Raw genomic sequence first — 24,157 nt, 5'->3', positions numbered from 1 at the left:
CAGGACATGTCCCGAAGGGCTAGACACGCAGCAGCAGGTGCTCCCGCTCCCACGAGCTGATGACCTGGAAGTACTCACGATGCTCGGCGCGCTTGACGGCCAGATAGCTCTTCACGAAGCGCTCGCCGAGAATATCCGCTAACGGCTTGCAGGAGTGCAGCGCATTCAGCGCCGGCCCGATATCGTCCGGCAGGCTGTTACCCCCCTCCCAGGCAGAGCCCACGGCCGGCGGACGCGGCTCGATCTGCGCCATCATGCCCAGATAGCCGCAGGCCAGCGAGGCAGCCATCACCAGATAGGGATTGGCGTCGGCGCCGGCCAGACGATTCTCGACCCGCGTCCCCTCGGCATCTGACACCGGCACCCGCAAGCCGACGGTGCGGTTGTCAAAGCCCCACTCCACGTTGATCGGTGCGGAGCCACTGGTCTCGCTGCGCATCAGGCGGCGATAGGAATTGACGTTGGGCGCGAAGAACGGCATCGCGGACGGCATGTAGGTCTGCAAGCCGCCGATGAAGTTGCGAAACAGGGTGCTGGCCCGCCCTTCATCATCCGCGAACAGGTTCCTGCCGGTCGCGACATCCACCAGGCTCTGATGGATATGCATCGAGCTGCCCGGCTGATAGGCCATCGGCTTGGCCATGAAGGTACCGTACATGCCGTGGCGCAATGCCGTCTCGCGCAGCGTGCGCTTGAACATCACGACCTGATCGGCCAGCGCCAGCGGGTCACCATGCTCGAAATTGACTTCCATCTGCCCGGCACCCTCTTCATGGATCAGGGTATCGAGATCCAGCCCCATGGCCTCGCAGTAGTCATACATCTCCTCGAAGAGCGGATCGAACTCATTGACCGCATCGATGGAATAGGACTGACGGCTGCTCTCCTGACGACCGCTGCGCCCGATGGGCGGCTCCAGCGGATAGTCGGAGTCCTTGTTGGTCTTGACGAGGTAGAACTCGGCTTCGGGGGCCACCACCGGCTTCCAGCCGCGTGCGGCATACAGTGCCAGCACTCGCTTGAGCACATAGCGCGGCGACAGCTCCACCGGATCACCATTGAGGTAATAGCAGTCATGGATGATCTGCGCGGTGGGGTCTTCCGCCCACGGCACCAGATAGACGGCACTGGTATCCGGGATCAGCTGCATGTCCTGCTCGGCCGGATTCCAGAAGCGGCTGTCTTCATCATCCGGATACCCGCCGGTGACGGTCTGGATGAAGATGGAGTCCGGCAGGCGCGGTCGCCCACCATTGAGGTACTTGCGCGCCGGCATGATCTTGCCCTTGAGAATGCCGGTCAGGTCGGTGACCAGACATTCCACCTCGGTGATGCCATGTGCCGTGAACCATTCCTGCAGCACGGCTTCGTCGTCTTCGCGACCAGTGGGTTCGTACTTCATGACACCTTCCTTGAACGCTACAGGGCAGGCCACGCGCTCGGCAGCCTGCTTCGATAGACCCGATTGCCAGCGCTCAGCGCGCCTTCACCTCGGACCACAGCTGCTGGAAGATCTGCAGCTGCTCGCCGGAGAGACTCGGTGAAAAACGCAGTCGCGCCATGTCCTCTTCGGAGGGCTGAATCGGTGGCTGAGTCAGCACCTCATCCAGATACGGCTCTGCCGCGGCATTGGGGCTGGCGTAGTAGTTGTAGTTGGAGAGCTGCGCGCCGACCCGGGCATCGAGAATGAAGTTGATGAAGGCATTCGCCAGCTCCGGGTGCGGCGCCCTGGCGGGAATCATCATCGAATCCACCCACTTCTCGGTGCCCTCTTCGGGAATGACGAACTTGATGTCAGAGAAGGAGTCCGGATTTTCCTCCCGGTAGAACACATAATCGCCATTGAATGAGAGCCCGGCATGCGTGACCTTGCGCGCCAGCTGCTGAAGCGCGGGCGTGCCGTCGGAGAAGCCGCTGAAATTGCCGCGATGCTTGGTCTCGATCAGCAACCTGGCGGCCTCGCGCCAGTCGTCGAGATCCGTGCAGTCATAGCCATGGCCGAGATAGGCGCAGGCGATGCCCATGCTGACCTGACCACCAGTCATCAAGCCGAACGGCCAGGCATCATTGACGGTCGGATCAAACACCATCGACCAGCTCTTGGGCGCTTCCTTGAAGGTGCTGGCGTTGTAGACAAGCCCGGTGACACCCCACTGATAGGGCGCGGCATAGTCGAGCCCCTCCCCCAGCACCGGATCACGGAACTGCTCGGCGAGATTGGCCAGATTCGGCACCTTGTCCTTGTCGAGCTTCTGCACCAGGCCCATCTCGATCAGGCGCGGTACGTAGTAGCTGGAGGGCACGATGATGTCGTACTGGGAGACACCTCCGGCATTCAACTTGGCGACCATTTCCGGCTGCGAGTTGTAGTAGTTCTCGACCACCTCGACGCCGAACTTCTCCTCGAAGGCGGTGATGATTTCCGGGTCCATGTACTGGGTCCAATTGAAGAGATACAGCTTCCTGTCTTCGGCCTGGACGCCACCGGCCAGCAACAGACTGGCGATGGCCGCAGCGAAACGCAGCGTGTCAGTTGTCATCGTGATGCTCCATGCGTGGCTTCGACTCAGACATCAATCAGAGCTCCTTCGGTTCAGAGCTCCCTCGGTTCAGCGCGACTGCACCTCAGACCACAGTTGCTGAAATACCTGCAGTTGCTGGCCGGAGAGACTCGGTGAGAAACGCAGGCGCGCCATGTCATCCTCAGAGGGCTGAATCGGTGGCTGAGTCAGCACCTCATCCAGATACGGCGCCGCGGCGGCGTTGGGGCTGGCGTAGTAGTTGTAGTTGGAGAGCTGCGCGCCGACCTTGGCATCCAGAATGAAGTTGATGAAGGCGTTCGCCAGCTCCGGGTGCGGTGCCTTGGCCGGAATCATCATCGAATCCACCCACTTCTCGGCACCTTCGTCAGGAATGACGAACTTGATGTCAGCGAAGGACTCCGGGTTTTCCTCCAGATAGAACAGATAGTCGCCGTTGTAGGACAACGCGCCATGGGTGACCTTGCGCGCCAGCTGCTGAAGCGCCGGCGTGCCATCGGAGAAGCCGCTGAAGTTGTCGCGGTGCTTGGTCTCGATCAGCAACTTGGCAGCTTCGCGCCAGTCATCCAGGTCGGTGCAGTCGTAGCCGTGCCCCAGATAGGCACAGGCAGACCCCATGCTGACCTGGCCGTCACCCATAAGGCTTAAGGGGTAATCGCCATTGACGGCGGGATCAAACAGCAAGGACCAGCTCTTGGGAGCGTCCTTGAAGGTGCTGGCGTTGTAGACCAGTCCCGTCACGCCCCACTGATAGGGAGCGGTATATTCGGCGCCCGGATCGAAATTCGGGTCACTGAACTGCTCGGCGACATTGGCCAGGTTCGGGACCTTGGCCTTGTCGATCTTCTGCACCAGGCCGGTTTCGATCAGACGCGGCACGTAATAGTTGGACGGCACGATGATGTCGTACTGGGAGACGCCGCCCGCGTTGAGCTTGGCCAGCATTTCCGGCAGCGAGTTGTAGTAGTTCTCGACTACCTCGACGCCGAACTTCTCCTCGAAGGCGGTGATGATTTCCGGATCCATGTACTGGGTCCAGTTGAAGAGATACAGCTTCTTGTCTTCGGCCTGGACGGCACCTGCCAGCAGCAGACTGCCGATGGCGACAGCGAAACGCAGCGTGTTGTTTGTCATTGTGATGCTCCGCTCAACGTGCTTGAGAAATGATGGGGTGTGCGTGATGAATGATCAGACCCGACGTCGGCAAGGACAGCAGTGTCAGACCGCCTGTGGATATTGCGCATGCTCACGACGCCGCACGCCGGCGCGACAGCACCAGACTCGTGAGCGCCGCCAGGGCGACCGCCGCCATCATCAACGTGGCGATGGCATTGATTTCAGGAGTCACGCCCTTGCGTATCGCGCTCCAGATGTAGATGGGCAAGGTGGCGCTCTCCGGTCCGGCGGTGAAGAAACTGATCACGAAATCATCCAGCGACAGCGTGAAGGAGAGCAGGAAGCCCGAGATCAATGCCGGCTTGAGTGTCGGCAACATGAAGAACTGCACGCGCTGCCGCGGTGTCGCGTAGAGGTCCTTGGCCGCCTCGAACAGCGTCGGGTCCAGCCCGACGAAGCGCGAGTAGACGATCAACGCCACGAACGGCACCTGGAAGGTGACATGTGCGATGGTCATGGTGGCCAGTCCTGGCGACAGCAGACCGGTCAGCTCATTGATCTTGACGAAGAAGGTCATTTCCGAGATCCCGAACACGATGTCCGGCAGCACGATGGGCAGATAGATCAGCACGATCAGCCAACCCAGCTTGCGGTGACGATGGCGATACATGCCATACCCGATCAGCGTGCCGATCATCAGCGCCAGCAATGACGACACCACCGCCAGCAGCAGCGAATTGCCCAGCGCCGACAGAATCGCGTCATTGCCCAGCAGGCGCCGATACCAGCGCAGCGACACGCCAGTGAAGCTGGCGGCACTGTTGGAGGCATTGAAGGAAAACAGCATCACCACGATCAGCGGCAGATACAGAAAACCGAGCGTCAGCCACCAGAAGCCCCGCAATCCCTTGTGAAAGCTCCCGCGCTTCATATCACCACCTCTTCACCGCCGCCCAGCCGCTTGCCGATGCGGCGCATGGCGTAGAGACCAATGAAAGTGGCGATCAGCATCAGGATCGCGCCCGCCGCACCCAGCGGCCAGTTGGCGCTGCCAGCGAACTGATTGGCGACCAGATTGCCCAGCATCATGCCCTTGCCGCCGCCCAGCAACTCCGGAATCACGTACATGCCGAAGGCCGGAATCGCCACCAGCACGACACCCGCCAACAGCCCCGGCAGCGTCTGGGGGAAGACCGCGTGCCAGAAGGCCTTGAGCGGCGAGGCGTAGAGGTCCTGCGCCGCCTCCACCAGTGATAGATTCAACTTCTCGAAGGCGGCGTACAGCGGCAGCACCATGAACGGCAGGAAGTTGTAGACCAGCCCCAGGGTGACCGCGAAATTGGACGGATAGAGCCCCATGTTGGGCGCGATCATGCCCATGGCTTCCGCCAGCTCCGCCAGCGGCGTGCCCGGCGCCAGCAGATTCATCCAGCCGAAGGTGCGAATGACCTGATTGGTCCAGGACGGTACCACCACCGCCAGCAGCATGATCGGCCGCCAGCGCTGGTCTGACTGCGAGATGTAATAGGCGATCGGATAGGCCACCAGCACCACCAGCACAGTGGAAAGCACGGTCTGCCACAGCGAGCGCCCCAGCGTCATCAGGTTGCCCGGGCTCCAGCCGAGAAAGCCCTGTCCGGCCAGCTGCTGAAACGAGGTCAATGACAACGGCATTTCCGGCAGCCCATAGGGGCCGTTGGTCATGAAGGCCACGCTCATCAGATAGAGACTGGGCAGCACCAGAAAGACGATGATCCACAGTGCACCGGGCGCGACCGTCAGCAACAGGTGGCGTGACTCGGCGACCACCGCGCGGCTGCGCGCGGTGGCCAGGGTTGCGTGATAGGCCATCGTCATTTCCCCAGCGTGATCAGGTCTTGCGCGGCGACCACCACATCGACCTGGTCGCCGACTTCCGGCAACTGGCCACCCCGGTTGTTGACCACCACCTGCACGCTGACACCCGCTACCTCGACACGATATTCGGCGTGGCTGCCGCGGTAGAGTCGCTCCTGCACTCGGCCCGGCAAGTGGTTCTCCAGCACGTCGTGACGCTCGAACTCGCTGGCGGGTCGCCGGCGCAGGTCCAGCGTCTCGGGACGCAACAGCAGCAGACTGCCAGTGCCCGGCGCCTGTGCGGTCAGTACGCCCAGCGGCGTGGTCAGTCGGATGGCGTCACTGCGGCTGTCATCGCGAGCCGTGACGTCGAACAGATTGGCATGGCCCATGAAGCGCGCCACGAAGGCATTGGCCGGACGCTCGTAGATCTCACGCGGCGAGCCCACCTGCTGGAGGCTGCCGCTGTCGAGCACCGCAATGCGGTCCGACATCACCATCGCTTCCTGCTGATCATGGGTGACGAAGACGAAGGTCATGCCCAGGCGCTTCTGCAGGCGCAGCAGCTCGATCTGGATCTGACTGCGCAGGCCGGCATCCAGCGCCGACAGCGGCTCATCCAGCAGTAGCACATCCGGCTCGCAGACCAGCGCCCGCGCCAGCGCGATGCGCTGACGCTGACCACCGGAGAGCTGGTCGACCCGGCGATCGATCAGGCTGCCCAGCTTGATGAACTCCGCCATCTCGGCAACCCTGGCCTCGCGCTCCCGGGGGGCGACACCGCGCATCTTCAGGCCGAATGCCAGGTTGTCGCGCACCGACAGATGCGGAAACAGCGCATAGGACTGGAAGACCGTGTTGACGCTGCGCTGATGCGGCGGCACCTCGGTGACATCCCGCCCGCCGATCACCACCTGACCTTCATCCAGCGCCTCGAGACCGGCCAGAATCCGCAGTAGTGTCGTCTTGCCACAGCCTGAAGGCCCCAGCAGCGTGAAGAACTCGCCGGGCTGGATGCTCAGGTCCACGCCATCCAGCGCCGCCACCTCATTGCCGAAGCGCTTGTGCAGCCCCTTGAGCTGGATGGAGGATGCCGCGCGTCGCGGCAGCGCGGGCTGATCCGCATTGGCGCCGTGGCTCTCGCCGACGCTCTCATTGACGGTATCACCAAGGTTCTCACCGGCGTTATCGTCGAAGCTCTCACCGACATGCTCACTGACGCTCTCGCTGGCGTGCGTGCCGCCAGGCGCCCGCGCGCCGGCAGGCTTTCTCGTCGTGTGCTGCTCGGGCGTACCAGCGTCCTTGCCATCCACCGCGCTCATCGCGCCTCCCTTGCGATTACTCACCAGTCGTTTCCAGCTCTTGGGCTGTCGGGGTGTTCAACAATGTCAAATGTGCAGCACCTTCATCATGGCCTCGGCCTAGAGCCGATCACGCAACGTGTAGAAGCTGGTCGCCAGGACCAGCAGAGGAGTTCGCAGCCAGCGCCCGCCCACGAAGGGACGGTGCGGCATGGCGGCAAAGATATCGAAACGTTCTGCCTGACCGGCGATGGTCTCGGCGACCAGCTTGCCCGCCAATCCTGCAAGCGACATGCCATGTCCCGAGTAGCCCTGGGCGTAATAGACATTCGGCGCGAGACGCCCGAAGTCCGGCGCGCGGTTCATGGTGATGGCCACGTCACCGCCCCAGCGGTAATCGATCGCCACGCCATCGAGCACCGGAAACAGGCGGCGAATCTTGCTGTCCATGCGCGCCTTGAGGCCACGCGGCTCCTGACCGGTATAGCTCACCTCACCGCCATACAGCAGGCGCCTGTCGGCAGAAAGACTGTAGTAGTCGAGCACGAAGTTGGCATCGGAAAGCGCGTCATCCTGCGGCAGGACCTGCGCGACCTGAGCCTCGCTGAGCGGTTCGGTGGCGACGATGTAATTGGCGACACGCATGATGCGCTCTTCCAGCGAGGCGACGAGGCCATTGAGGTAGGCATTGGTGGCCACGACCACGAATTCGGCGCTCACGCAGCCATGCTCGGTATGGATACGAGCACGCCGTGAGGTGCCATCGAGTGTATCGCCGCTCTGGCCGTGGTCGAGCTGACGCACCCGGCTCTGTTCGCAGAGCGTGACGCCGGCCTGCTGGGCAGCTCGCGCAAGTCCGAGGGTATAGTTGAGCGGATGCAGATGACCGCCCTCACCATCATGCAACGCGCCCGGATAGGCGTCGGTGACGACCCGCTCGCGCAGCGCATCGCCCTGCAGCCACTGCAGCGCGTGATAGTCGTAATCGCGTGCCATGCGCGCCTGGAACTCCTGCAGTTCGCGCACATGACGCGGCTTGACCGCGGCATGCAGGTAGCCCTGGGTGAAATCGCAGGGAATCTGATGCCGGGCAACCAGCTCGGCGGTCAGGCGCACGGACTCGCGGCTCATCTCCCAGATGGCGCGTGCCTGCTCGCGCCCCAGCGCCTTCTCGACCGTCGCGATATCGGTGCCGAGCCCCGGCAGGATCTGGCCGCCACTGCGCCCGGAGGCCCCGAAACCGATAGTCTGCGCTTCCAGCAGAATGACCGAATAGCCACGCTCGGCGAGATGCAGCGCAGCGGAGCAGCCCGTGACACCGCCGCCGATCACGCAGACATCGGCACGCTGCTCACCAGCTAGAGGCGGGCATGGGTCAAGCGTCACACGCTGGCTGGCCTGGTAGTAGGAATACAAGCCAGCACACTCGCTCTGCGTGCCTGATCTGAAGCCGCCCATGCACCTCCTCATCCGCTCTTGTTGAGTTTATTCACCATCGACTGGAATATTTTCGATATTTACCACACGTTTCGCTGGAATGCTGCATGTTGATTGCGCTGCATGGGAGAAATCTTCAACACCTCACGGCATTGGCGCACCCTGGTGGTGCGCACACGCGGCATGCGCAGCGCCGGCCGCTCCACCACAACATGCGACAAAAAAGCCCCGCCAGCCAGAAAGGCTGCGGGGCTTTTTAAAGATATGCTGTCCTGAAGACATGCGACTTGGAGATATACCGTCGATTTGACCGGCTACATCATGACGCTTGACCACACACCTGGCAGCCGGGGTCGCGCTTGAGGCCCATGCGTCGCCATTCACCGCTCAGGCCATCGAAGGTGGCCAGGCCGCGATGCACGCTGCCGGCACCGCTGATCAGCTTGAGCGCCTCCAATGCCTGGAAGGCGCCGATGATGCCGACCAGCGGCGCGATGACACCACTTTCAGCGCAGGTCAGCTCTTCATCGCCCAGCTCATCCGGCGGGTACAGACAGCCATAACACGGCGCCTGTGGCTCACGGCGATCGAACACCGCCAGCTGGCCGGAGAAGCGTATCGCGGCGCCGGACACCAGCGGCGTACCTGCCGTGACGCAGGCGGCGTTGATCGGGAAGCGTGAGCTGAAGCGATCAGTGCAATCGAGCACCACGTCTGCGGCGGCCACCTGCTCGGCCAGCGCCTCACCCTGCAGGCGCTCTGACAACGCGATCACCTCGGTATCAGGGTTGATCGCCAACAGCGAGGCGGCGAGTGATTGCGCCTTGGGCTGATCGATGTCGGCGTCACCATGGGCGATCTGGCGCTGCAGATTGGACAGCTCGACGCGGTCATCATCGGCCACCACCAGGGTGCCGATGCCCGCGGCTGCCAGATAGAGCGCTGCCGGGCAGCCCAGGCCACCCGCCCCGATCACCAGAACCCGCGCCGCCAACAGGCGCTGCTGCCCGGCGATGTCGACCTGAGGGAGCAGGATCTGGCGCGAGTAGCGCAGCAATTGCGAATCTTGCATGGGAGAAAAGCCGCCTATCGGTAAATGAAGTGAGAAGCCATGAGCCCTGCCTGGCAACAGCAGGGCTTGCCATTACTTGGCATCCAGCTCCTCGATATCGGGCACATGCAGCGAGAACTGCTCCTTGACCTCTTCCATCACCACATAACTCTTGGATTCCTTGACGCCGGGCAGCGTCAGCACCACATCGCCGAGCAGCTGACGATAGGCGGACATTTCCGGAATCCGGCACTTGAGGATGTAGTCGAACTGACCGGAGACCAGATGACATTCCTGGATCTGCGGCAGCTTGGAGACGGCGCGGCGGAACTCATCGAACACCGACGGCGACTGCGTCTCGAGACTGATCTCGACGAAGACCAACAGATTGGCCTTGAGCGCCTTGGGGTCGAGCACCGCCTTGTAACCGCGGATGACGCCGGCACGTTCGAGGCGTTTGACGCGCTCCAGGCACGGCGTGGTGGAAAGGCCGACTTCCGAGGCGAGGTCGACATAGGAGATACGGGCATTCTCTTGCAGGCAACGCAGAATCTTGAGGTCGATGCGGTCCAGAGAGCGTGATTTTGCTTTCATTGTAATAGTTTTCCCAGCAGGGTGACTTGCAGCAGGATCATCCGTGCTCCTAGCTTCCGTGCAGTCAGGCCGTCGGATAACAAGGGGGGTTATCAGATGACCATGCCAATCATGCAGGTTCATTACTATCATACCCGGCCAACAGGGAATACGCCTTCACTGGCGGTACTGTGACGAGGATTCCACGCAGACTCCACTGAAAACGGTGGAATGCACTACAGGGGTGCCAAGCGCGAGGATGTCAGCGGGGGCCACGCACGGGCGCCACTACACGGGCACCGCTAGACGGTGCCCGGCGAGCATCAGGCCAGCTTGCCCAGCGTGATGCGTTCGCGTCCGCCCAGGTCTTCCAGGGTCTCGACGTCGATGAAGCCGCCGGCACGCAATGCCTCGCGCACTTCATTGCCCTGGGTGAGACCATGCTCCAGCATCAGGTGGCCGCCTGCGGCCAGGTGCTGCGGCGCAGTGGCGATCAGATGCAGGAAGTCCGCCAGCCCTGCCTCGGCCGCGACCAGCGCCGAGCGCGGCTCGAAGCGCACATCGCCGAGCGCAAGATGTGGGTCATCATCGGCCAGATAAGGGGGGTTGGCGGTAATCAGCGCAAAGCCGCTCTCGGTGACGGCACTGAACCAGTCACTTTGGCGGAATTCGGCATTGGCGATCGCCAGACGCTCGGCATTGCCGCGGGCAAGCTGCACGGCTTCCTCGATGAGATCGACCCCCAGCACCTGCCACTGCGGGCGATGACGCGCAAAGGCCAGCGCGATGGCGCCGGTGCCGGTGCCGAGATCCAGCAGCTTGCCGCTGGTGGCCTCGGCCAGTTCCAGCGCGCACTCCACCATGACCTCGGTGTCCGGGCGCGGAATCAGCGTGGCCGGTGAACAGGCCAGCGTCAGGCCATAGAATTCACGCCGCCCGAGCAGATGCGCCACGGGATGGCCCTCGGCGCGACGCGCCAGCAGCGCCTCGAAACGTGCCACGCCCTCGGCGCCGGCCTCGCTCTCGAGATCCCGATCGCCCCAGGTGTAGAACCAGGTGCGCTCTCGTCCCATTACCTCGCCCAGCAGCAACTCGGCATCCAGACGCGGAGAATCGCTGCCCGCCTCGCTCAGACGGGCAGTCGCGGCTGCCAGGGTGACATCGATTCTCACCTTATTGCTCCTGCAGTGCGGTCAGCTGATCGGCCTGATATTCCACCACCAGCGGCTCGATCACTTCGTCCAGCTGGCCGGCGATCACTTCATTGAGCTTGTAGAGCGTCAGGTTGATACGGTGATCGGTCAGACGCCCCTGCGGGAAGTTGTAGGTGCGGATGCGCTCGGAGCGATCCCCGGAGCCGACCAGCTTGCGACGGGCATCGGAGGTGGCCTGTGCCTGGGTGTCCACCGCGGCCTGCTTGAGGCGCGCCGCCAGCAGTGACATGGCGCGCGCACGGTTCTTGTGCTGGCTGCGCTCATCCTGACACTCCACCACCACGCCGGTGGGCAGGTGGGTGATGCGAATCGCGGAATCGGTAGTGTTGACGTGCTGACCACCGGCACCGGAGCTGCGATAGGTATCCACGCGCAGATCGGCCGGATTGATGTCGACGTCACCGACTTCATCGGCCTCGGGCATCACCGCCACGGTGCAGGCCGAGGTATGGATACGCCCCTGGGATTCGGTGGCGGGCACGCGCTGCACGCGGTGCGCGCCGGACTCGAACTTGAGGCGCGAGTAGACGCCCTCGCCCTTCACGCGGGCGATGACTTCCTTGAAGCCGCCGTGCTCGCCGTGGCTGGCGCTGACGGTCTCGACCTTCCAGCCCTTGAGCTCGGCGTAGCGCGAGTACATCTTGAACAGGTCACCGGCGAACAGCGCCGCCTCGTCACCGCCCGTACCGGCGCGCACCTCGAGGAAGACGTTGGCGCCATCATCCGGGTCACGCGGAATCAGCAGCTGGGTGATCTCGGCTTCCAGCGTCTCGAGCGCCGCATCGGTATCGCGGACTTCCTCTCGCGCCATGTCGCGCATCTCGGGATCACTGTCCTCCGCCATCGCCAGCGCGGCGTCACGGTCTTCGTTCAGGCCGCGATGGCGGCGCCATGCCTCGATCAATGGCTCAAGCTCGGCATACTCCCGCGACAGGTCGCGGAACCTGGTCTGGTTCCCGATCACTTCGGGCTCCGACAACAGTGCGGAGATCTCCTCGAAGCGGTCATGGAAGGTGTCGAGCTTGGTGATGAGGCTGTCTTTCATGAAGGGTCCTGTGATGAATCAGCCGGCGCGAGCAGAAGCGTCTGGGCCGTCTGAAGAATATCCTGGCGATCGTCTCCCGAGGCCTGGCGCAGTGCCAGCGTCGGGTGATGCATGAAGCGATTGGCCAGCTGGCGTGCCAGCTGCGCGACCACTTCCTGGGGGTCGCGTCCCTGATCGAGCTCCGCCAGCGCCTGCGCCTCGCATTCGGCGCGCAGTTGCTCGCCATGGCTGCGGTAGCGCTTGATGACTTCGCCGCCACTACGCACCCGCTTGAGGTGCAACCAGGCGTTGACGCCCTGGCGAATCAACTCTTCTGCCTGGGCAGCGGCCAGCTCGCGGTGGCGACGATTCTCGTCGATCACTTCCTGCAGGTCATCGACCGTATAGAGGAAGACGTCGTCGAGGTCGCCGACTTGCGGCTCGATATCGCGCGGCACGGCGATGTCGACCATGAACACCGGCTTGTAGCGGCGCTTCTTGAGTGCGCGTTCCACCATGCCCTTGCCGAGAATCGGCAGCTGGGAAGCGGTGGAGGCTATCACGATATCGGCATTCTCGAGGGCATGCGGAATGCCTTCCAGGCCGATGGCGCTCCCGCCCAGCTCATCGGCCAGACGCTCGGCGCGCGACACGGTGCGGTTGGCGATGCACAGGTTGGCGATGCCCGCTTCCTTGAGATGGCGCGCGACGAGTTCGATGGTCTCGCCGGCACCGATCAACAAGGCATTGGCCCGCGAGAAATCATCGAAGATGTGGCTGGCCATGCTGACGGCGGCGTAGGCCACCGAGACGGGGTTCTCGCCGATACCGGTCTCGGTACGTACCTGCTTGGCGACCTGGAAGATATGCTGGAAGAGCTGCTCGAGCTCACCGCCCAGCCCCACCGAGTTGCGCGCGAACTGATAGGCGTCCTTGAGCTGGCCCAGAATCTGCGGCTCGCCCAGTACCATCGAGTCCAGCCCCACCGCGACACGGATCAGGTGGCGTACCGCCTCTTCTCCCAGGTGCTGATAGCTGCAACGCGACAGCTCCTCCACCGGCAGGCGATGAAAACGCCCCAGCCACTCGAGCACCGACTTGGCGCCATCGCTGGTCACGCAGTAGAGCTCGGTACGGTTGCAGGTCGACAGCACCGCCGCTTCGGAGACCGCCGGCAGGCGCTTCAATTCGCCCAGCGCGGCATCGAGCTGCGCAGGCGTGAAAGCAACGCGCTCGCGCACGTCAACGGCGGCGGTGCGGTGATTGATGCCAAGGGCAAGAAGGGTCATGGAGTCAGTCGTCAGGGTCTGGCCGGCAGGAATCGGCGTCAATGTCAGGCGGCTCTCGGTGCTGGCCTGCCGCGAGGCCAAGGCCAGGACAGCAGGTAATCCGCGCAGGCTCGGTGCCTTTACACCTGTCGACTCAATGGGGACAAAGGCGGCTGACATAAAGGCACACAGGGCTGCCGAAGCGGCTGAGATCGTAATATTAGCGCGCTCATTCTACCACAGCGTCTGGACCACGCGACCCCGCAGCATGTCGCAGCCGATGAGGATTTTCCATGATGCTGGCAGGCTATCGCTATCAGCCCGCGCGGCGTATCTGTCGCCATACGAGGCATCCGGTGGGTCATGCCACTTGCTTGCATCGGCAACGCTATCCCCGCTCGCCGCCAGCCGTTATGCTGCGAGACACGACGCCTTCGTCAGCGCCACGCTGCGCGCATGACCCGGCCTGCGGCTCGACCGCCCCGATCCCTCATCCTGCTCCCACTGACAAACGCGAGGTTGCATGCACGCTTCGACTGCCGCTGAACATAGCCCCCCGCACGCGCACACCACCCTTGATGCCCCCCGTCGCCCGCGCGCCGGGTGGAAGTCCTGCGTCGTGGGCGGATTGCTGCTGGGCTTGACCGGCTGTCAGTCGATGAGCGACTCCGCGCCCCTGATGGCGCAGCCCGACCCGCTGGCCACGGCGCCGCCCATCCAGCAGGGCCTGGATGCCGACAGCCTCAATCAGCTGCTGAGCGCCGAACTCGCCGGACAGCGCGGTGACTATCCCCGCGCCGCCAATGGCTATCTGGCCGCCAGCCGTCACTTCGATGACCCGGAACTGGCGCGCCGCGCCGTGCTCGCGGCTCGTTTCGCCGACAACCCGGCCCTGCTGGAGCGCGCCGCCGAACGCTGGCAGCAACTCGATGAGTCCGCCAGCGAGCCCGGCATCATCCGCGCCCGCCTGGCAGTCGAGCGAGGCGACTGGCAGGCCGCGCTCGAACAGCGCCTGATGCTCACCGCCAGTGGCGGCAATGGCAATCTGGCGACCCTGGCCGAGCAGGCGATCGATGCCGGTGCCGAGCTCGAACCCCTGCTGGCGATGCTGGAGGCGCATATCGCCCAGCATCCCGAGCAGCCGATGCCCGAGATTGCCGCGGCACTGTTCGAGGCAGCGCTGGGCGATGAGACAGCCGCGCGTGCACGCCTGGTGCGCCTGGAAAGCGCTCACGCCACATTGGCGGAGCTCTGGCTGGCGCGCAGCGAGATCGAACGCAGTGCGGGGCGTCTCGAGGCGGCGCGGCGCGCGGTGGCCCGAGGCCTTGAGATCGCTCCCGATGACAGCCGCCTGATCCTGAGCGCCGCGCAGACCGAACTGGCCAGCGGCGATCTGGACGCGGCACGCGAACGCATCGACAGCCTCATCACCCGCCACCCCAACGCGCCACGCCTGCGCCTGGCGCTGGCCAGCCTCTATCTTGATGCCGATTCCCCCGAGGACGCCCATCGCCTGCTGCTGCCGCTGCTTGATGAAGACCCGGTGCCGGACGCCGCCTACGCCCTGCTGGGGCTGGCCGCCGAGTCCAGCGGCGACGTCGACAACGCCATCCTTTACTACCGTCAGGTGCCGGACGGCGAGCGCTACATTTCCAGCCGCGCCCGTGCCGCCCAGTTGCTGGTCGAACATGAGCGCACGGACGAGGCCCGTCAGTTCCTGGCCGTGGAACGCCTGCGCCATCCGCGTCATGCCATGACGCTTCTCAGCTTCGAGATCGACCTGCTCGACTCCCAGGAGGCGCATGCCGAGGCTGATACCCTGCTGAGCAGCAGCATCACCACGCGCCGCAAGGCGCTTGCGCAAGCCATCGCCGCCCGGGAGACCGACACGCGCAACACGCTGGAAAGCGAGCTGGGCAGCCTGTTGTTCCTGCGCGGCATCCGCCGTCTGGAAGATGATCAGCTGGGCGGCATGGAAGAAGACCTGCGGGAAGTCATCGCGCTGGAACCCGACAACGCCAGCGCCTACAACGCGCTCGGCTACACCCTGCTGGTGGAGACGGACCGCCTCGAGGAAGCACTGGCCTTGATCGAGCGCGCCCATGCGCTGTCGCCCGACGACGCCGCCATTCTGGATAGCCTCGGCTGGGGCCGCTACCTGACCGACGACCTCGACAATGCGCTGGCACCGCTGGAAGCCGCCTGGGCCCAGCAGCAGGATGCCGAGATCGGCGCTCATCTCATCGAGGTGCTGTGGGCGCTGGGCCGCGAGGATGAAGCTCGTGGCCTGGCGGTAGAGCTGAGCGAGCGCTTTGAAGAAGCCAGCGAGCTCGAAGCCCTGTTCCAGCACATCCCCGAGCTGCGCCCGGTCGTCGACGCGCCCTGAAGGGCACTGCCACGCTCCCCGGCACTTTCTGCCCACTGGCGAGTCCATTATCCTGACCCGTCAGTGAGTGGAGTCTCACTCACCGTCACTCATCTTCTCGCCATCCGGAAGGCCTTCGCGTCATGATCACTTCTCCCCTGCCACTCCCCCTGCTGAGCCAGGCACCCCGTCTGCTCGGGCCAGCCCTGCTGGCCATGACACTGGTACTCAGCGGCTGCGCCAGCCAGATGGCCAGCGACAATGCCGGTGATCTGACGCGCAGCGACGGCGACTGGCAGCAACAGGACGCGCAACTTGCCGCCCTGACCCACTGGCAGCTGGCAGGCAAGGTCGGCATTCGCACTCCCGAGGAAGGCCACAGCGCCAACCTCGACTGGCAGCAGGACGGCGATGACTACCACATGCTGATCACCGGTCCGCTGGGTGCGGGGCGCACGACCCTGGTGCGCGACGCCGATGGTGTGCGCCTCTCCTCCTCCGAGGGTGACTTCGAGGCCCCGGATGCCGAGAGCCTGATGCTGGCGCAACTGGGCTGGTCATTGCCGCTGGGTGCCCTCGACAACTGGGTGCGCGGCGTACCGGCCGCTGGCGAGCATGACATCGAGACAGATGAGCTGGGCTTCCCGACCACCCTCTACCAGGACGGCTGGGAAGTGGACTATCAGGATTGGACCCGCGCCGAAGGCCTGTGGCTGCCGCGCAAGATGAAACTCTACTACGGCGACCTCACCGCCACTCTCATCGTCAACCAGTGGCAGGCGCTGTGATCGTGACACCTTCTCCTTCTTCCATGACGACACCGACAGCCGCATCGACCATGACTCTCACCCTGCCGGCTCCGGCCAAGCTCAATCGCATGCTGCATATCACGGGCCAGCGCGCCGATGGCTATCACGAGCTGCAGACGCTGTTCCAGTTTCTCGAGCACGGCGACAGCCTCAGCTTCACGCTGCGCGACGATGAGGCCATCCGCCTCTCGCCGCCTATTGAAGGCGTGCCCGAAGAGGCCAACCTGATCGTGCGCGCCGCGCGCCTGCTGCGAGAAACAGCACACGCGCAGGGCAAGATCGCGTCACCCACCGCATTGCCGGGTGTCGATATCACGCTGGAGAAAGTGCTACCGATGGGTGGCGGCCTGGGGGGCGGCAGCAGCGACGCCGCCACGACCCTGCTGGCACTGGACAGACTCTGGGGGCTCGAGCTTGGCGAAGACGCCCTTGCCGAGCTCGGCCTGTCGCTCGGCGCGGATGTGCCGGTGTTCGTGCGCGGCTTCGCCGCCTGGGCCGAAGGCATCGGTGAACGCCTGGTGGCAGCCCCGCTGGACACCCCATGGTTCGTGGTGATCCACCCCGGCGTCGAGGTCGCGACACCCGCCGTGTTCGGCCACCCGCAATTGACACGTTCCAGCCTCGCGATTAGTATGGCGCGCGCACTGCAGGGGGGCCGCAACGACTGTGAAGTCGTGGTGCGCACTTTGTACCCGGCAGTCGCCGACGCCCTGGACTGGCTGGACCAGTTCGGCACCGCCAGACTGACGGGCACCGGCGCCTGTGTGTTCTGTGCGTTTGACGACGCACGACAGGCCAGCGAGGTGCTGGGTCGACTCGAACTCGAGCGCCCGATGTGGCACGCCTTCTCGGCACGCGGTTGCAATATCTCCCCTCTACATGCCGCTCTGGCTTCGGCCTGAGCACAGCAACTGGTTGAAGTGAACGTTGCTGGGGTATCGCCAAGTGGTAAGGCACCGGTTTCTGGTACCGACATTCCCAGGTTCGAATCCTGGTACCCCAGCCAATCCTGGCCGTTCCCGGTCAACCCGGAATTCTCCACTCCCGAGATCCCACAAGACTCCAAAGGTGGCTGCGCGTGTCAAAACTGATGGTATTCGCGGGGAATGCCAATCCCGCTCTCGCCCGCAAGGTAGCTGAAGCCCTCGATACCCGCCTGGGCCATGCAACCGTCGGTCAGTTCAGCGATGGCGAGATTGCGGTAGAAATCAACGAAAACGTTCGCGGCAAGGACGTCTTCATCATGCAGTCCACCTGCGCACCGACCAACGACAACCTGATGGAGCTGATCCTGATGGTGGACGCGTTGCGTCGTGCGTCTGCGGCGCGTATCACTGCGGTCGTTCCCTACTTCGGTTACGCCCGTCAGGACCGCCGCGTGCGCTCTGCTCGCGTGCCGATCTCGGCGAAGGTGGTCGCGGACATGATGGTCAAGGCTGGCGTCAATCGCGTCATGACCATGGACCTGCATGCCGATCAGATCCAGGGCTTCTTCGATGTGCCGGTGGACAACGTCTACGGCTCACCGATCCTGCTCGACGACATCGAACGTCAGAACTATGACAACCTGATCGTCGTCTCCCCGGATGTGGGCGGCGTGGTACGTGCCCGTGCCATCGCCAAGCAGCTCAACTGCGAGCTGGCCATCATCGACAAGCGTCGTCCCCAGGCCAACCAGGCCCAGGTGATGAACATCATCGGTGATATCAAGGACCGCACCTGCGTGCTGGTCGATGACATGATCGATACCGCCGGCACCCTGTGCAAGGCGGGCGAGGCACTCAAGGATCATGGCGCCAACCGCGTCGTGGCCTATGCGTCCCACGCGATCCTGTCCGGCCCGGCGGTCGACAACATCACCAACTCCGTCCTCGACGAAGTGGTGGTTGCCGACACCATCCCGCTGTCCGACGCCGCGCGTCGTTCCGGCAAGATCCGCCAGCTGACAGTCGCTGGCCTGATCGCCGAGGCGATCCGTCGCGTCAGCAATGAAGAATCCGTCAGCGCCATGTTCCACTGAGTCCTGTCGGCGGGCCCTGCTCGCCGCTGCTCGAGGAAGAGGCACTGACAACGGCAGATGATCCGTCATCTGCCGACAAGCGGCCGGCCCGGAAATCTCCGGGCCGGCCTCATGGATCCGGTAGCGCTCTGGTCGCGGGGGCTACCGGATTCTCATTAGACCCTTGAGGTATCTGCAAAATGAAACTGTTCAAACTGAATGCTGAAGTTCGTGAAGACCTGGGGAAAGGTGCGAGCCGCCGCCTGCGTCGTACGAACGACTTCGTGCCGGCCATCATCTACGGTGCCGACCAGGCTCCGACTCCGGTCATGATCGACAAGCCGAGCCTGTACAAGGCGGTTGACGATGAGGCGTTCTACTCCTCCATCATCACCCTGAATGTTGCGGGCAAGACCGAGAAAGTCGTCATCCGTGACCTGCAGCGTCACCCGTTCAAGCCGCTGCTGACTCACGTCGACTTCCTGCGCATCGATCCGACCCACAAACTGACCATGAACGTGCCGCTGCACATCACTGGTCAGGAAGCCTGTGTCGGTGTCAAGGACCAGGACGGCGTCCTGCACGTCCTGGCGACTGACGTCGAAATCAGCTGCCTGCCGGAAGCCCTGCCGGAATACCTGGAGCTGGACGTGTCCAAGCTGGAAGTTGGCCACACCCTGCACCTGTCCGACATCGCTCTGCCGGAAGGCGCCGAGTCCGTTGCCCTGTCCCACGGTGCCGATCACGACACCGCTGTGGTCAACGTCACTCGTCCGAACATCTCTGCTGACGCAGAAGATGCTGCTGAAGGCGAAGAAGCACCTGCTGCAGAATAACGCAGCCTGATCAAGGAGCCAGACAGCGCATGTCACGAGTGAAAGCGATCATCGGCCTCGGTAACCCGGGGAACGAATACGAAGACACCCGTCACAATGCCGGCGTCTGGCTCCTTGACGCTCTTGCGCGCCACGGTCACACCACGTTGCGTCCGGAACGCAAGTTCCATGGCCAGTACGCGAAGGTCCACTTCGCCGGTCAGGATCTGCATTTGCTGTTCCCATCGACGTTCATGAATCGCAGCGGTCAGGCCGTGGCCGCATTGTGCAACTTCTACAAGCTCGCCCCGGATGAACTGCTCGTCGCCCACGATGAGCTGGACATCGACCCCGGCACCGCCCGCTACAAGCAGGGTGGCGGCCATGGCGGTCACAACGGGTTGCGCGATATCATCAGTGCACTGGGCAACGACAAGTCGTTCCATCGTGCCCGCATCGGCATCGGCCACCCCGGCAATGCCAAGCTGGTGACCAATTTCGTGCTCGGACGTCCCGGCAAGGCTGAACGCCAGGCCATCGACGACGCCATCGACGAAGTGGTGATGACCCTCCCCGACGCCATCAGTGGCGAATGGGCACGGGCCATGAATCGCCTGCATTCCTTCAAGAGCTGAACCTCTGCATCACCCGGTATCACCCCTCTCCGAATTTCGGTGATTCGCTCAGCGCATCACCTCGCTTGCGTGCGCGCGTCTCGCCACGCGATCAGCAGCAAAAGGCATCATTTGTCGCGCGACATGCGCCCAATGGATGACCTCGGCGGCATGAGGCCTTACACTTCCCGCCTGTCTTCATTCCGTGCCTGCCCACTCGTTTCCCCGCATGCCCAGTGCCTGTGCACTCAGAGCCTGCTGGTCGAGACGACTGCCAGTGCCACGCCCCATTCGATACGTCACACCAGGATCTAGCGCCATGGGTTTCAATTGCGGCATCGTCGGCCTGCCGAACGTCGGCAAGTCCACTCTCTTCAATGCACTGACCAAGTCTGGCATTGACGCCGAGAACTTCCCCTTCTGCACCATCGAGCCGAACACCGGTATCGTGCCGATGCCTGACCCTCGCCTGAACGCGCTGGCCGAGATCGTCAAGCCGGAGAAGGTGATTCCGACCACCATGGAATTCGTGGACATCGCGGGTCTGGTCGCGGGCGCTTCCAAGGGCGAAGGTCTGGGCAACAAGTTCCTGGCCAACATCCGCGAGACCGACGCCATCGCGCACGTGGTGCGTTGCTTCGAGGATGACAACGTCATCCACGTCGCCAACCACGTCGACCCGGCCGCCGACATCGAGACCATCAACATCGAGCTGGCCCTGGCCGATCTCGACAGCGTCGAGCGCAGCATCCAGCGTCTGGCCCGTGTCGCCAAGGGCGGCGACAAGGAAGCCATCGCCACCAAGGCCGTGCTGGAACGCATCCAGCCGCACCTGGCCGAAGGTCAGCCGCTGCGCAGCTTCGGTCTCAGCGATGACGACCTGAAGATCGTGCGTGGCTTCGGCTTCCTGACCCTCAAGCCGACCATGTACATCGCCAACGTCAGCGAGGAAGGCTTCGAGAACAATCCCTACCTCGATATCGTGCGCGGCATTGCCGCCAACGAAGGCGCCAGCGTCGTGCCTGTGTGCAACAAGATCGAAGCCGAGATCGCCGAGCTGGACGAGGAAGAGCGCGAGATGTTCCTCGACGAGCTGGGCATGGAAGAGCCGGGCCTGGACCGAGTCATCCGCGCCGGTTACGAGCTGCTGGGTCTGCAGACCTACTTCACCGCTGGCGTGAAGGAAGTGCGTGCCTGGACCGTCAAGATCGGCGCTACCGCACCGGAAGGCGCTGGCGTCATCCACACCGACTTCCAGAAAGGCTTCATCCGTGCCGAAGTCATCTCCTATGACGACTTCATCGCCTACAAGGGCGAGCAAGGCGCCAAGGATGCCGGCAAGTGGCGCCTGGAAGGCAAGGACTACATCCTCAAGGATGGCGACGTGGTGCACTACCGCTTCAATGTCTGATGGCTCACCGGTGCCCGGCGACGCCCGGGCCCAGCTGACGCCCTGACAGCCTGTCCTGACAGAACGCCCCTGATCTCTCACGAGGTCAGGGGCGTTCTGCGTTGTGGCGCGGAAAGCTGTTCAATCAGGGGCGCCGATCAAGGCGTGAAGATATCAACCAGCGGAGGGCTCAACCAGCGAAGGGCTCAGACCGTAGAGGGCTCTGCCAGCGGCACCTGCAGCCACTGCGCGGCCTGCCTGGCGAGCTGGTCCGCCAGTGACTGCGCCAGCCGCGAACGCCCCGCCTCGCGTCGCCACACGGCACTCAGCACCAGCTCACCCGCCTGGGGCAGCTGACGCGCGCTCAAGCCGCGCTCCGTAGTGGCGGCATGCGCCGTGAGTGCATCGACCACCGCCAACCCCTCCCCCGCCTGAACCAGCGCCGCCGCCAGTGGATAGGTCTGCACACGCGTCACGATGCGCGGTGAAGATGGCAAAGCGCTTGAAGCTTCCTGCGCCACACTCGCCAGCAGACCATCGAGTCGCCGCGCCAGCGGGTCGTGTGCTCCCAGCGCGATCAGGCGTTGACCGGCAAGCTCCGCCACCGTCATCGGCGCCTGCTGACAGTCCTGCGCCCAATACCCTGCGGGCGCGAGCACCAATAGCGGCATGCGCACCAGCGGACGCGTCATCAGCGCAGGATGCGTCGGCGCACTCAGCGTGAAGGCGATATCGACCTCATGCAGCAACAGGGCATCGACGATCTCGCGGGTATGCTGGGTCGCCAGCTCACAGCTGACTCGCGGCTGACGCCTGCGCCACTGACCCAGCGCCTGCGGCAGCAATTGCTGGGCGATGGCAGGCGTCGCCACCACCTTGAGCGTGCGCGCCTCGCCCTCACGCAAGCCATCGACCAGCCGCCTCACATCATCCAGCTGACCGAGCATTCCCTGACTGGCCGCTTCCAGCTTGCGCGCCTCCTCGGTGGGATGAAGCTGCCCTGCACTGCGCGTGAACAGCGTGATGCCCCACTGGCGCTCGACCTGCTGCAGCGCCTTGCTCGCCGCCGGTTGAGAGATATGCAGCAACCGCGCCGCGCCGGTCACGCTGCCGGCCTGCAGGACGGCGTGAAAGATCTCCAGGTCCCTGAGCCGCATGCGCTATCTCCCTGTCCGGTTGTCTAGAGGGCTTACTTGAGGGCGTACTTTAGCGCCTGCGCATCAGGTTACCCCATAACCTCGGGTTATGGCGCGGCACATCCTTTTCATTCGCCACTTACGCAAGCGACCGGCAAGCTCGAGCACGACACGACCTTCACGACCCGGGAGCCCAGCATGCAACGCCACGTGACCGTCATCGGAGGCGGCGTGATCGGCCTCGCCAGTGCCCACGCCCTGGTACGCGCCGGCCACTGCGTGACCCTGATCGACGCCCATGCCGAGGTCGCCAGCGAGACCAGCCACGCCAATGGCGGCCAGCTGAGCTATCGCTATGTGGCGCCATTGGCCGATAGCGGCGTACCCCGCCAGGCCATCAAGTGGCTTTTGGCAGGCAATGAGGCACCGCTGAAACTGCGCCCGAATCTGGACCCCGCACAATGGCGCTGGATGGCCCGCTTTGTGGCCGCCTGCAATCACCGCACTCATCAGACCAGCGCAGCGCAGATGCTCTCGCTGGCGCTGCACAGCCAGGCGATCATGAGCGAGTGGCGCACTCGAGATGCGCTCGGCGACTTCGCCTGGCAGCAGCGCGGCAAGCTGGTGATCCATCGTGACCCGATAGCGCTCGACAAGGCGGCCGCCGCGCGCGTCGCCCCGCAGGACCAACAGGTGCTCGATGCACGCCAATGCATCGCGCTGGAGCCCTCACTGGCCCATCAGCAAGCCCATCTGTCAGGCGCCATCTTCAGCGCCTCGGACGAGACCGCGGATTGCCATGCCTTCTGTCAGGCGCTGGAGCGCAAGCTGCAGGTCTCCGGGCGCTACACGCGCCTCGCCAACACGCGCGTCGCCGCGCTGAGCGCACGCAACGGGCGCATCGCGCAGCTCGAGCTCAGACACCTTGATGGCCGCCGAGAATGCCTCGCCGTCGAAGAGGTCGTCATCGCGGCCGGCAATCATGCCGCCGAGCTGGTGCGCCCCCTGGGCATTCGCCTGCCCCTGCAACCGCTCAAGGGCTACAGCCTCACCTTGGCGCTGACAGCTGACACCCCGGAGACGGCCGCGCCGCGCATCAGCGTCACCGACTCGGCACGCAAGGTGGTCTATGCCGACCTGGAGTCGTCGGCATCACGCCAGCTGCGCGTCGCGGCGATGGTGGATATCGGCCAGCGGGAACGCGACAGCTTCCACCCCGAACTGGATGAGCAGCGCATTGCCGCCCTGCGCAAGCTGGCCAGCGACACCTTCCCCGCAGCCGGCGATTTCGCGCAGGCCACTCCCTGGGCCGGACTGCGCCCCAGCACGCCCAAAGGGCCGCCGATCCTCGGCCGTCCCCGGCAAGCGAACAGCCCGGACAATCTGTGGCTGAACGTCGGTCATGGCAGCCTGGGTTTCACGCTGGCCTGCGCCAGTGGCGACCTCATCGCACGCGCCATCTCGCGAGAGGCTCTCCCCAGCTCTCTATCCGACAGCCTACCTGATGCCCTCGCTGCGCGGCCGGGACGCTAGCCTGATGAATTCCCTGCCACTTTTTCGCGCTGATGCGTTGACAACATCGCGGACAATCCGTAATATTCGCCTCCGTTGGACGGCTACATAGCTCAGCTGGTTAGAGCACATCACTCATAATGATGGGGTCCCCTGT

General features: G+C 63.9%; 21 protein-coding genes and 1 tRNA gene. 9 read left to right on the top strand and 13 right to left on the bottom strand.

The features are described from left to right. Positions 1-19: 19 nt before the first annotated feature. From QD208_RS12785 to hemA, 12 genes are all read right to left on the bottom strand, one after another. The gene (locus tag QD208_RS12785; protein ID WP_052384404.1) at positions 20-1,402 is read right to left on the bottom strand and encodes a glutamine synthetase family protein; all 1,383 of its coding nucleotides are present in this window, start codon (positions 1,400-1,402) and stop codon (positions 20-22) included. Positions 1,403-1,475: 73 nt separating this feature from the next. Then, positions 1,476-2,540 carry a spermidine/putrescine ABC transporter substrate-binding protein gene (locus tag QD208_RS12780; RefSeq protein ID WP_153635159.1) on the bottom strand — a complete coding sequence of 355 codons (1,065 nt, stop codon included), beginning with the start codon at positions 2,538-2,540 and terminating at the stop codon, positions 1,476-1,478. 69 nt (positions 2,541-2,609) lie between these two features. Then, positions 2,610-3,674: a spermidine/putrescine ABC transporter substrate-binding protein gene (locus QD208_RS12775; protein WP_279837020.1), complete on the bottom strand. Its 1,065-nt coding sequence runs from the start codon at positions 3,672-3,674 to the stop codon at positions 2,610-2,612. A gap of 112 nt (positions 3,675-3,786) precedes the next feature. Continuing rightward, positions 3,787-4,587 (bottom strand): ABC transporter permease, encoded by an 801-nt coding sequence (locus QD208_RS12770; protein WP_279837019.1) that lies wholly within the window; start codon positions 4,585-4,587, stop codon positions 3,787-3,789. Next, on the bottom strand, positions 4,584-5,507 hold the full coding sequence (locus QD208_RS12765) for an ABC transporter permease (RefSeq protein WP_107335442.1): 924 nt from the start codon (positions 5,505-5,507) through the stop codon (positions 4,584-4,586). The genes QD208_RS12770 and QD208_RS12765 overlap by 4 nt, the downstream gene beginning before the upstream one ends. 2 nt (positions 5,508-5,509) lie before the next feature. Continuing rightward, positions 5,510-6,838: an ABC transporter ATP-binding protein gene (locus QD208_RS12760; RefSeq protein WP_279837018.1), complete on the bottom strand. Its 1,329-nt coding sequence runs from the start codon at positions 6,836-6,838 to the stop codon at positions 5,510-5,512. A 75-nt stretch (positions 6,839-6,913) separates the two neighbouring features. After that, the gene (locus QD208_RS12755; RefSeq protein ID WP_279837017.1) at positions 6,914-8,209 is read right to left on the bottom strand and encodes an FAD-binding oxidoreductase; all 1,296 of its coding nucleotides are present in this window, start codon (positions 8,207-8,209) and stop codon (positions 6,914-6,916) included. Positions 8,210-8,549: 340 nt separating this feature from the next. Then, positions 8,550-9,302, bottom strand: coding sequence for a molybdopterin-synthase adenylyltransferase MoeB (moeB, locus tag QD208_RS12750; RefSeq protein ID WP_279837016.1), 753 nt, complete (start codon positions 9,300-9,302; stop codon positions 8,550-8,552). Between the two features lie 72 nt (positions 9,303-9,374). Beyond that, positions 9,375-9,875, bottom strand: coding sequence for an Lrp/AsnC ligand binding domain-containing protein (locus tag QD208_RS12745; RefSeq protein WP_043335877.1), 501 nt, complete (start codon positions 9,873-9,875; stop codon positions 9,375-9,377). A 302-nt stretch (positions 9,876-10,177) separates the two neighbouring features. After that, entirely contained in the window at positions 10,178-11,026 is an 849-nt protein-coding gene (gene prmC, locus QD208_RS12740; RefSeq protein ID WP_043335879.1) for a peptide chain release factor N(5)-glutamine methyltransferase, read from the bottom strand. A 1-nt stretch (position 11,027) separates the two neighbouring features. Next, the gene (gene prfA / locus QD208_RS12735; protein ID WP_279837015.1) at positions 11,028-12,113 is read right to left on the bottom strand and encodes a peptide chain release factor 1; all 1,086 of its coding nucleotides are present in this window, start codon (positions 12,111-12,113) and stop codon (positions 11,028-11,030) included. Next, the gene (hemA, locus tag QD208_RS12730) at positions 12,110-13,381 is read right to left on the bottom strand and encodes a glutamyl-tRNA reductase (RefSeq protein WP_192838326.1); all 1,272 of its coding nucleotides are present in this window, start codon (positions 13,379-13,381) and stop codon (positions 12,110-12,112) included. The genes prfA and hemA overlap by 4 nt, the downstream gene beginning before the upstream one ends. A 598-nt stretch (positions 13,382-13,979) precedes the next feature. On the opposite strand from hemA, the gene QD208_RS12725 reads away from it, so the two are divergent. The 8 genes from QD208_RS12725 to ychF all read left to right on the top strand — a co-directional run bounded on the left by QD208_RS12725 (position 13,980) and on the right by ychF (position 21,373). Then, complete coding sequence (locus tag QD208_RS12725; protein ID WP_279837014.1) at positions 13,980-15,746, top strand: tetratricopeptide repeat protein; 1,767 nt, start codon at positions 13,980-13,982, stop codon at positions 15,744-15,746. Positions 15,747-15,868: 122 nt separating this feature from the next. Continuing rightward, the gene (gene lolB / locus QD208_RS12720; RefSeq protein WP_279837013.1) at positions 15,869-16,513 is read left to right on the top strand and encodes a lipoprotein insertase outer membrane protein LolB; all 645 of its coding nucleotides are present in this window, start codon (positions 15,869-15,871) and stop codon (positions 16,511-16,513) included. Positions 16,514-16,563: 50 nt separating this feature from the next. Further along, positions 16,564-17,436 (top strand): 4-(cytidine 5'-diphospho)-2-C-methyl-D-erythritol kinase, encoded by an 873-nt coding sequence (ispE, locus tag QD208_RS12715; protein WP_279837012.1) that lies wholly within the window; start codon positions 16,564-16,566, stop codon positions 17,434-17,436. A 29-nt stretch (positions 17,437-17,465) separates the two neighbouring features. After that, positions 17,466-17,540, top strand: a tRNA-Gln gene (locus tag QD208_RS12710). A 72-nt stretch (positions 17,541-17,612) separates the two neighbouring features. Then, a complete protein-coding gene (locus QD208_RS12705) occupies positions 17,613-18,554 on the top strand; it encodes a ribose-phosphate pyrophosphokinase (RefSeq protein WP_172978614.1) in 942 nt (313 codons plus the stop codon). A 179-nt stretch (positions 18,555-18,733) separates the two neighbouring features. Next, entirely contained in the window at positions 18,734-19,369 is a 636-nt protein-coding gene (locus QD208_RS12700) for a 50S ribosomal protein L25/general stress protein Ctc (RefSeq protein ID WP_043335898.1), read from the top strand. 29 nt (positions 19,370-19,398) lie between these two features. Then, entirely contained in the window at positions 19,399-19,983 is a 585-nt protein-coding gene (gene pth, locus QD208_RS12695; RefSeq protein WP_043335900.1) for an aminoacyl-tRNA hydrolase, read from the top strand. Between the two features lie 298 nt (positions 19,984-20,281). Further along, complete coding sequence (gene ychF, locus QD208_RS12690; RefSeq protein ID WP_107335448.1) at positions 20,282-21,373, top strand: redox-regulated ATPase YchF; 1,092 nt, start codon at positions 20,282-20,284, stop codon at positions 21,371-21,373. A 185-nt stretch (positions 21,374-21,558) separates the two neighbouring features. Here the strand turns inward: ychF and QD208_RS12685 are convergent, their stop codons facing one another. Then, positions 21,559-22,509, bottom strand: coding sequence for a LysR substrate-binding domain-containing protein (locus tag QD208_RS12685; protein ID WP_279837011.1), 951 nt, complete (start codon positions 22,507-22,509; stop codon positions 21,559-21,561). A 36-nt stretch (positions 22,510-22,545) separates the two neighbouring features. Here QD208_RS12685 and QD208_RS12680 point away from each other — a divergent pair, with 36 nt between their 5' ends. Next, entirely contained in the window at positions 22,546-24,021 is a 1,476-nt protein-coding gene (locus QD208_RS12680; protein ID WP_347882000.1) for an FAD-dependent oxidoreductase, read from the top strand. Positions 24,022-24,157 lie beyond the last annotated feature (136 nt).

This window comes from Cobetia sp. 29-18-1, from assembly GCF_029846405.1.
Classification (GTDB): Bacteria; Pseudomonadota; Gammaproteobacteria; order Pseudomonadales; family Halomonadaceae; genus Cobetia; species Cobetia amphilecti.
This window is presented reverse-complemented; position numbering and strand designations above follow the sequence as displayed.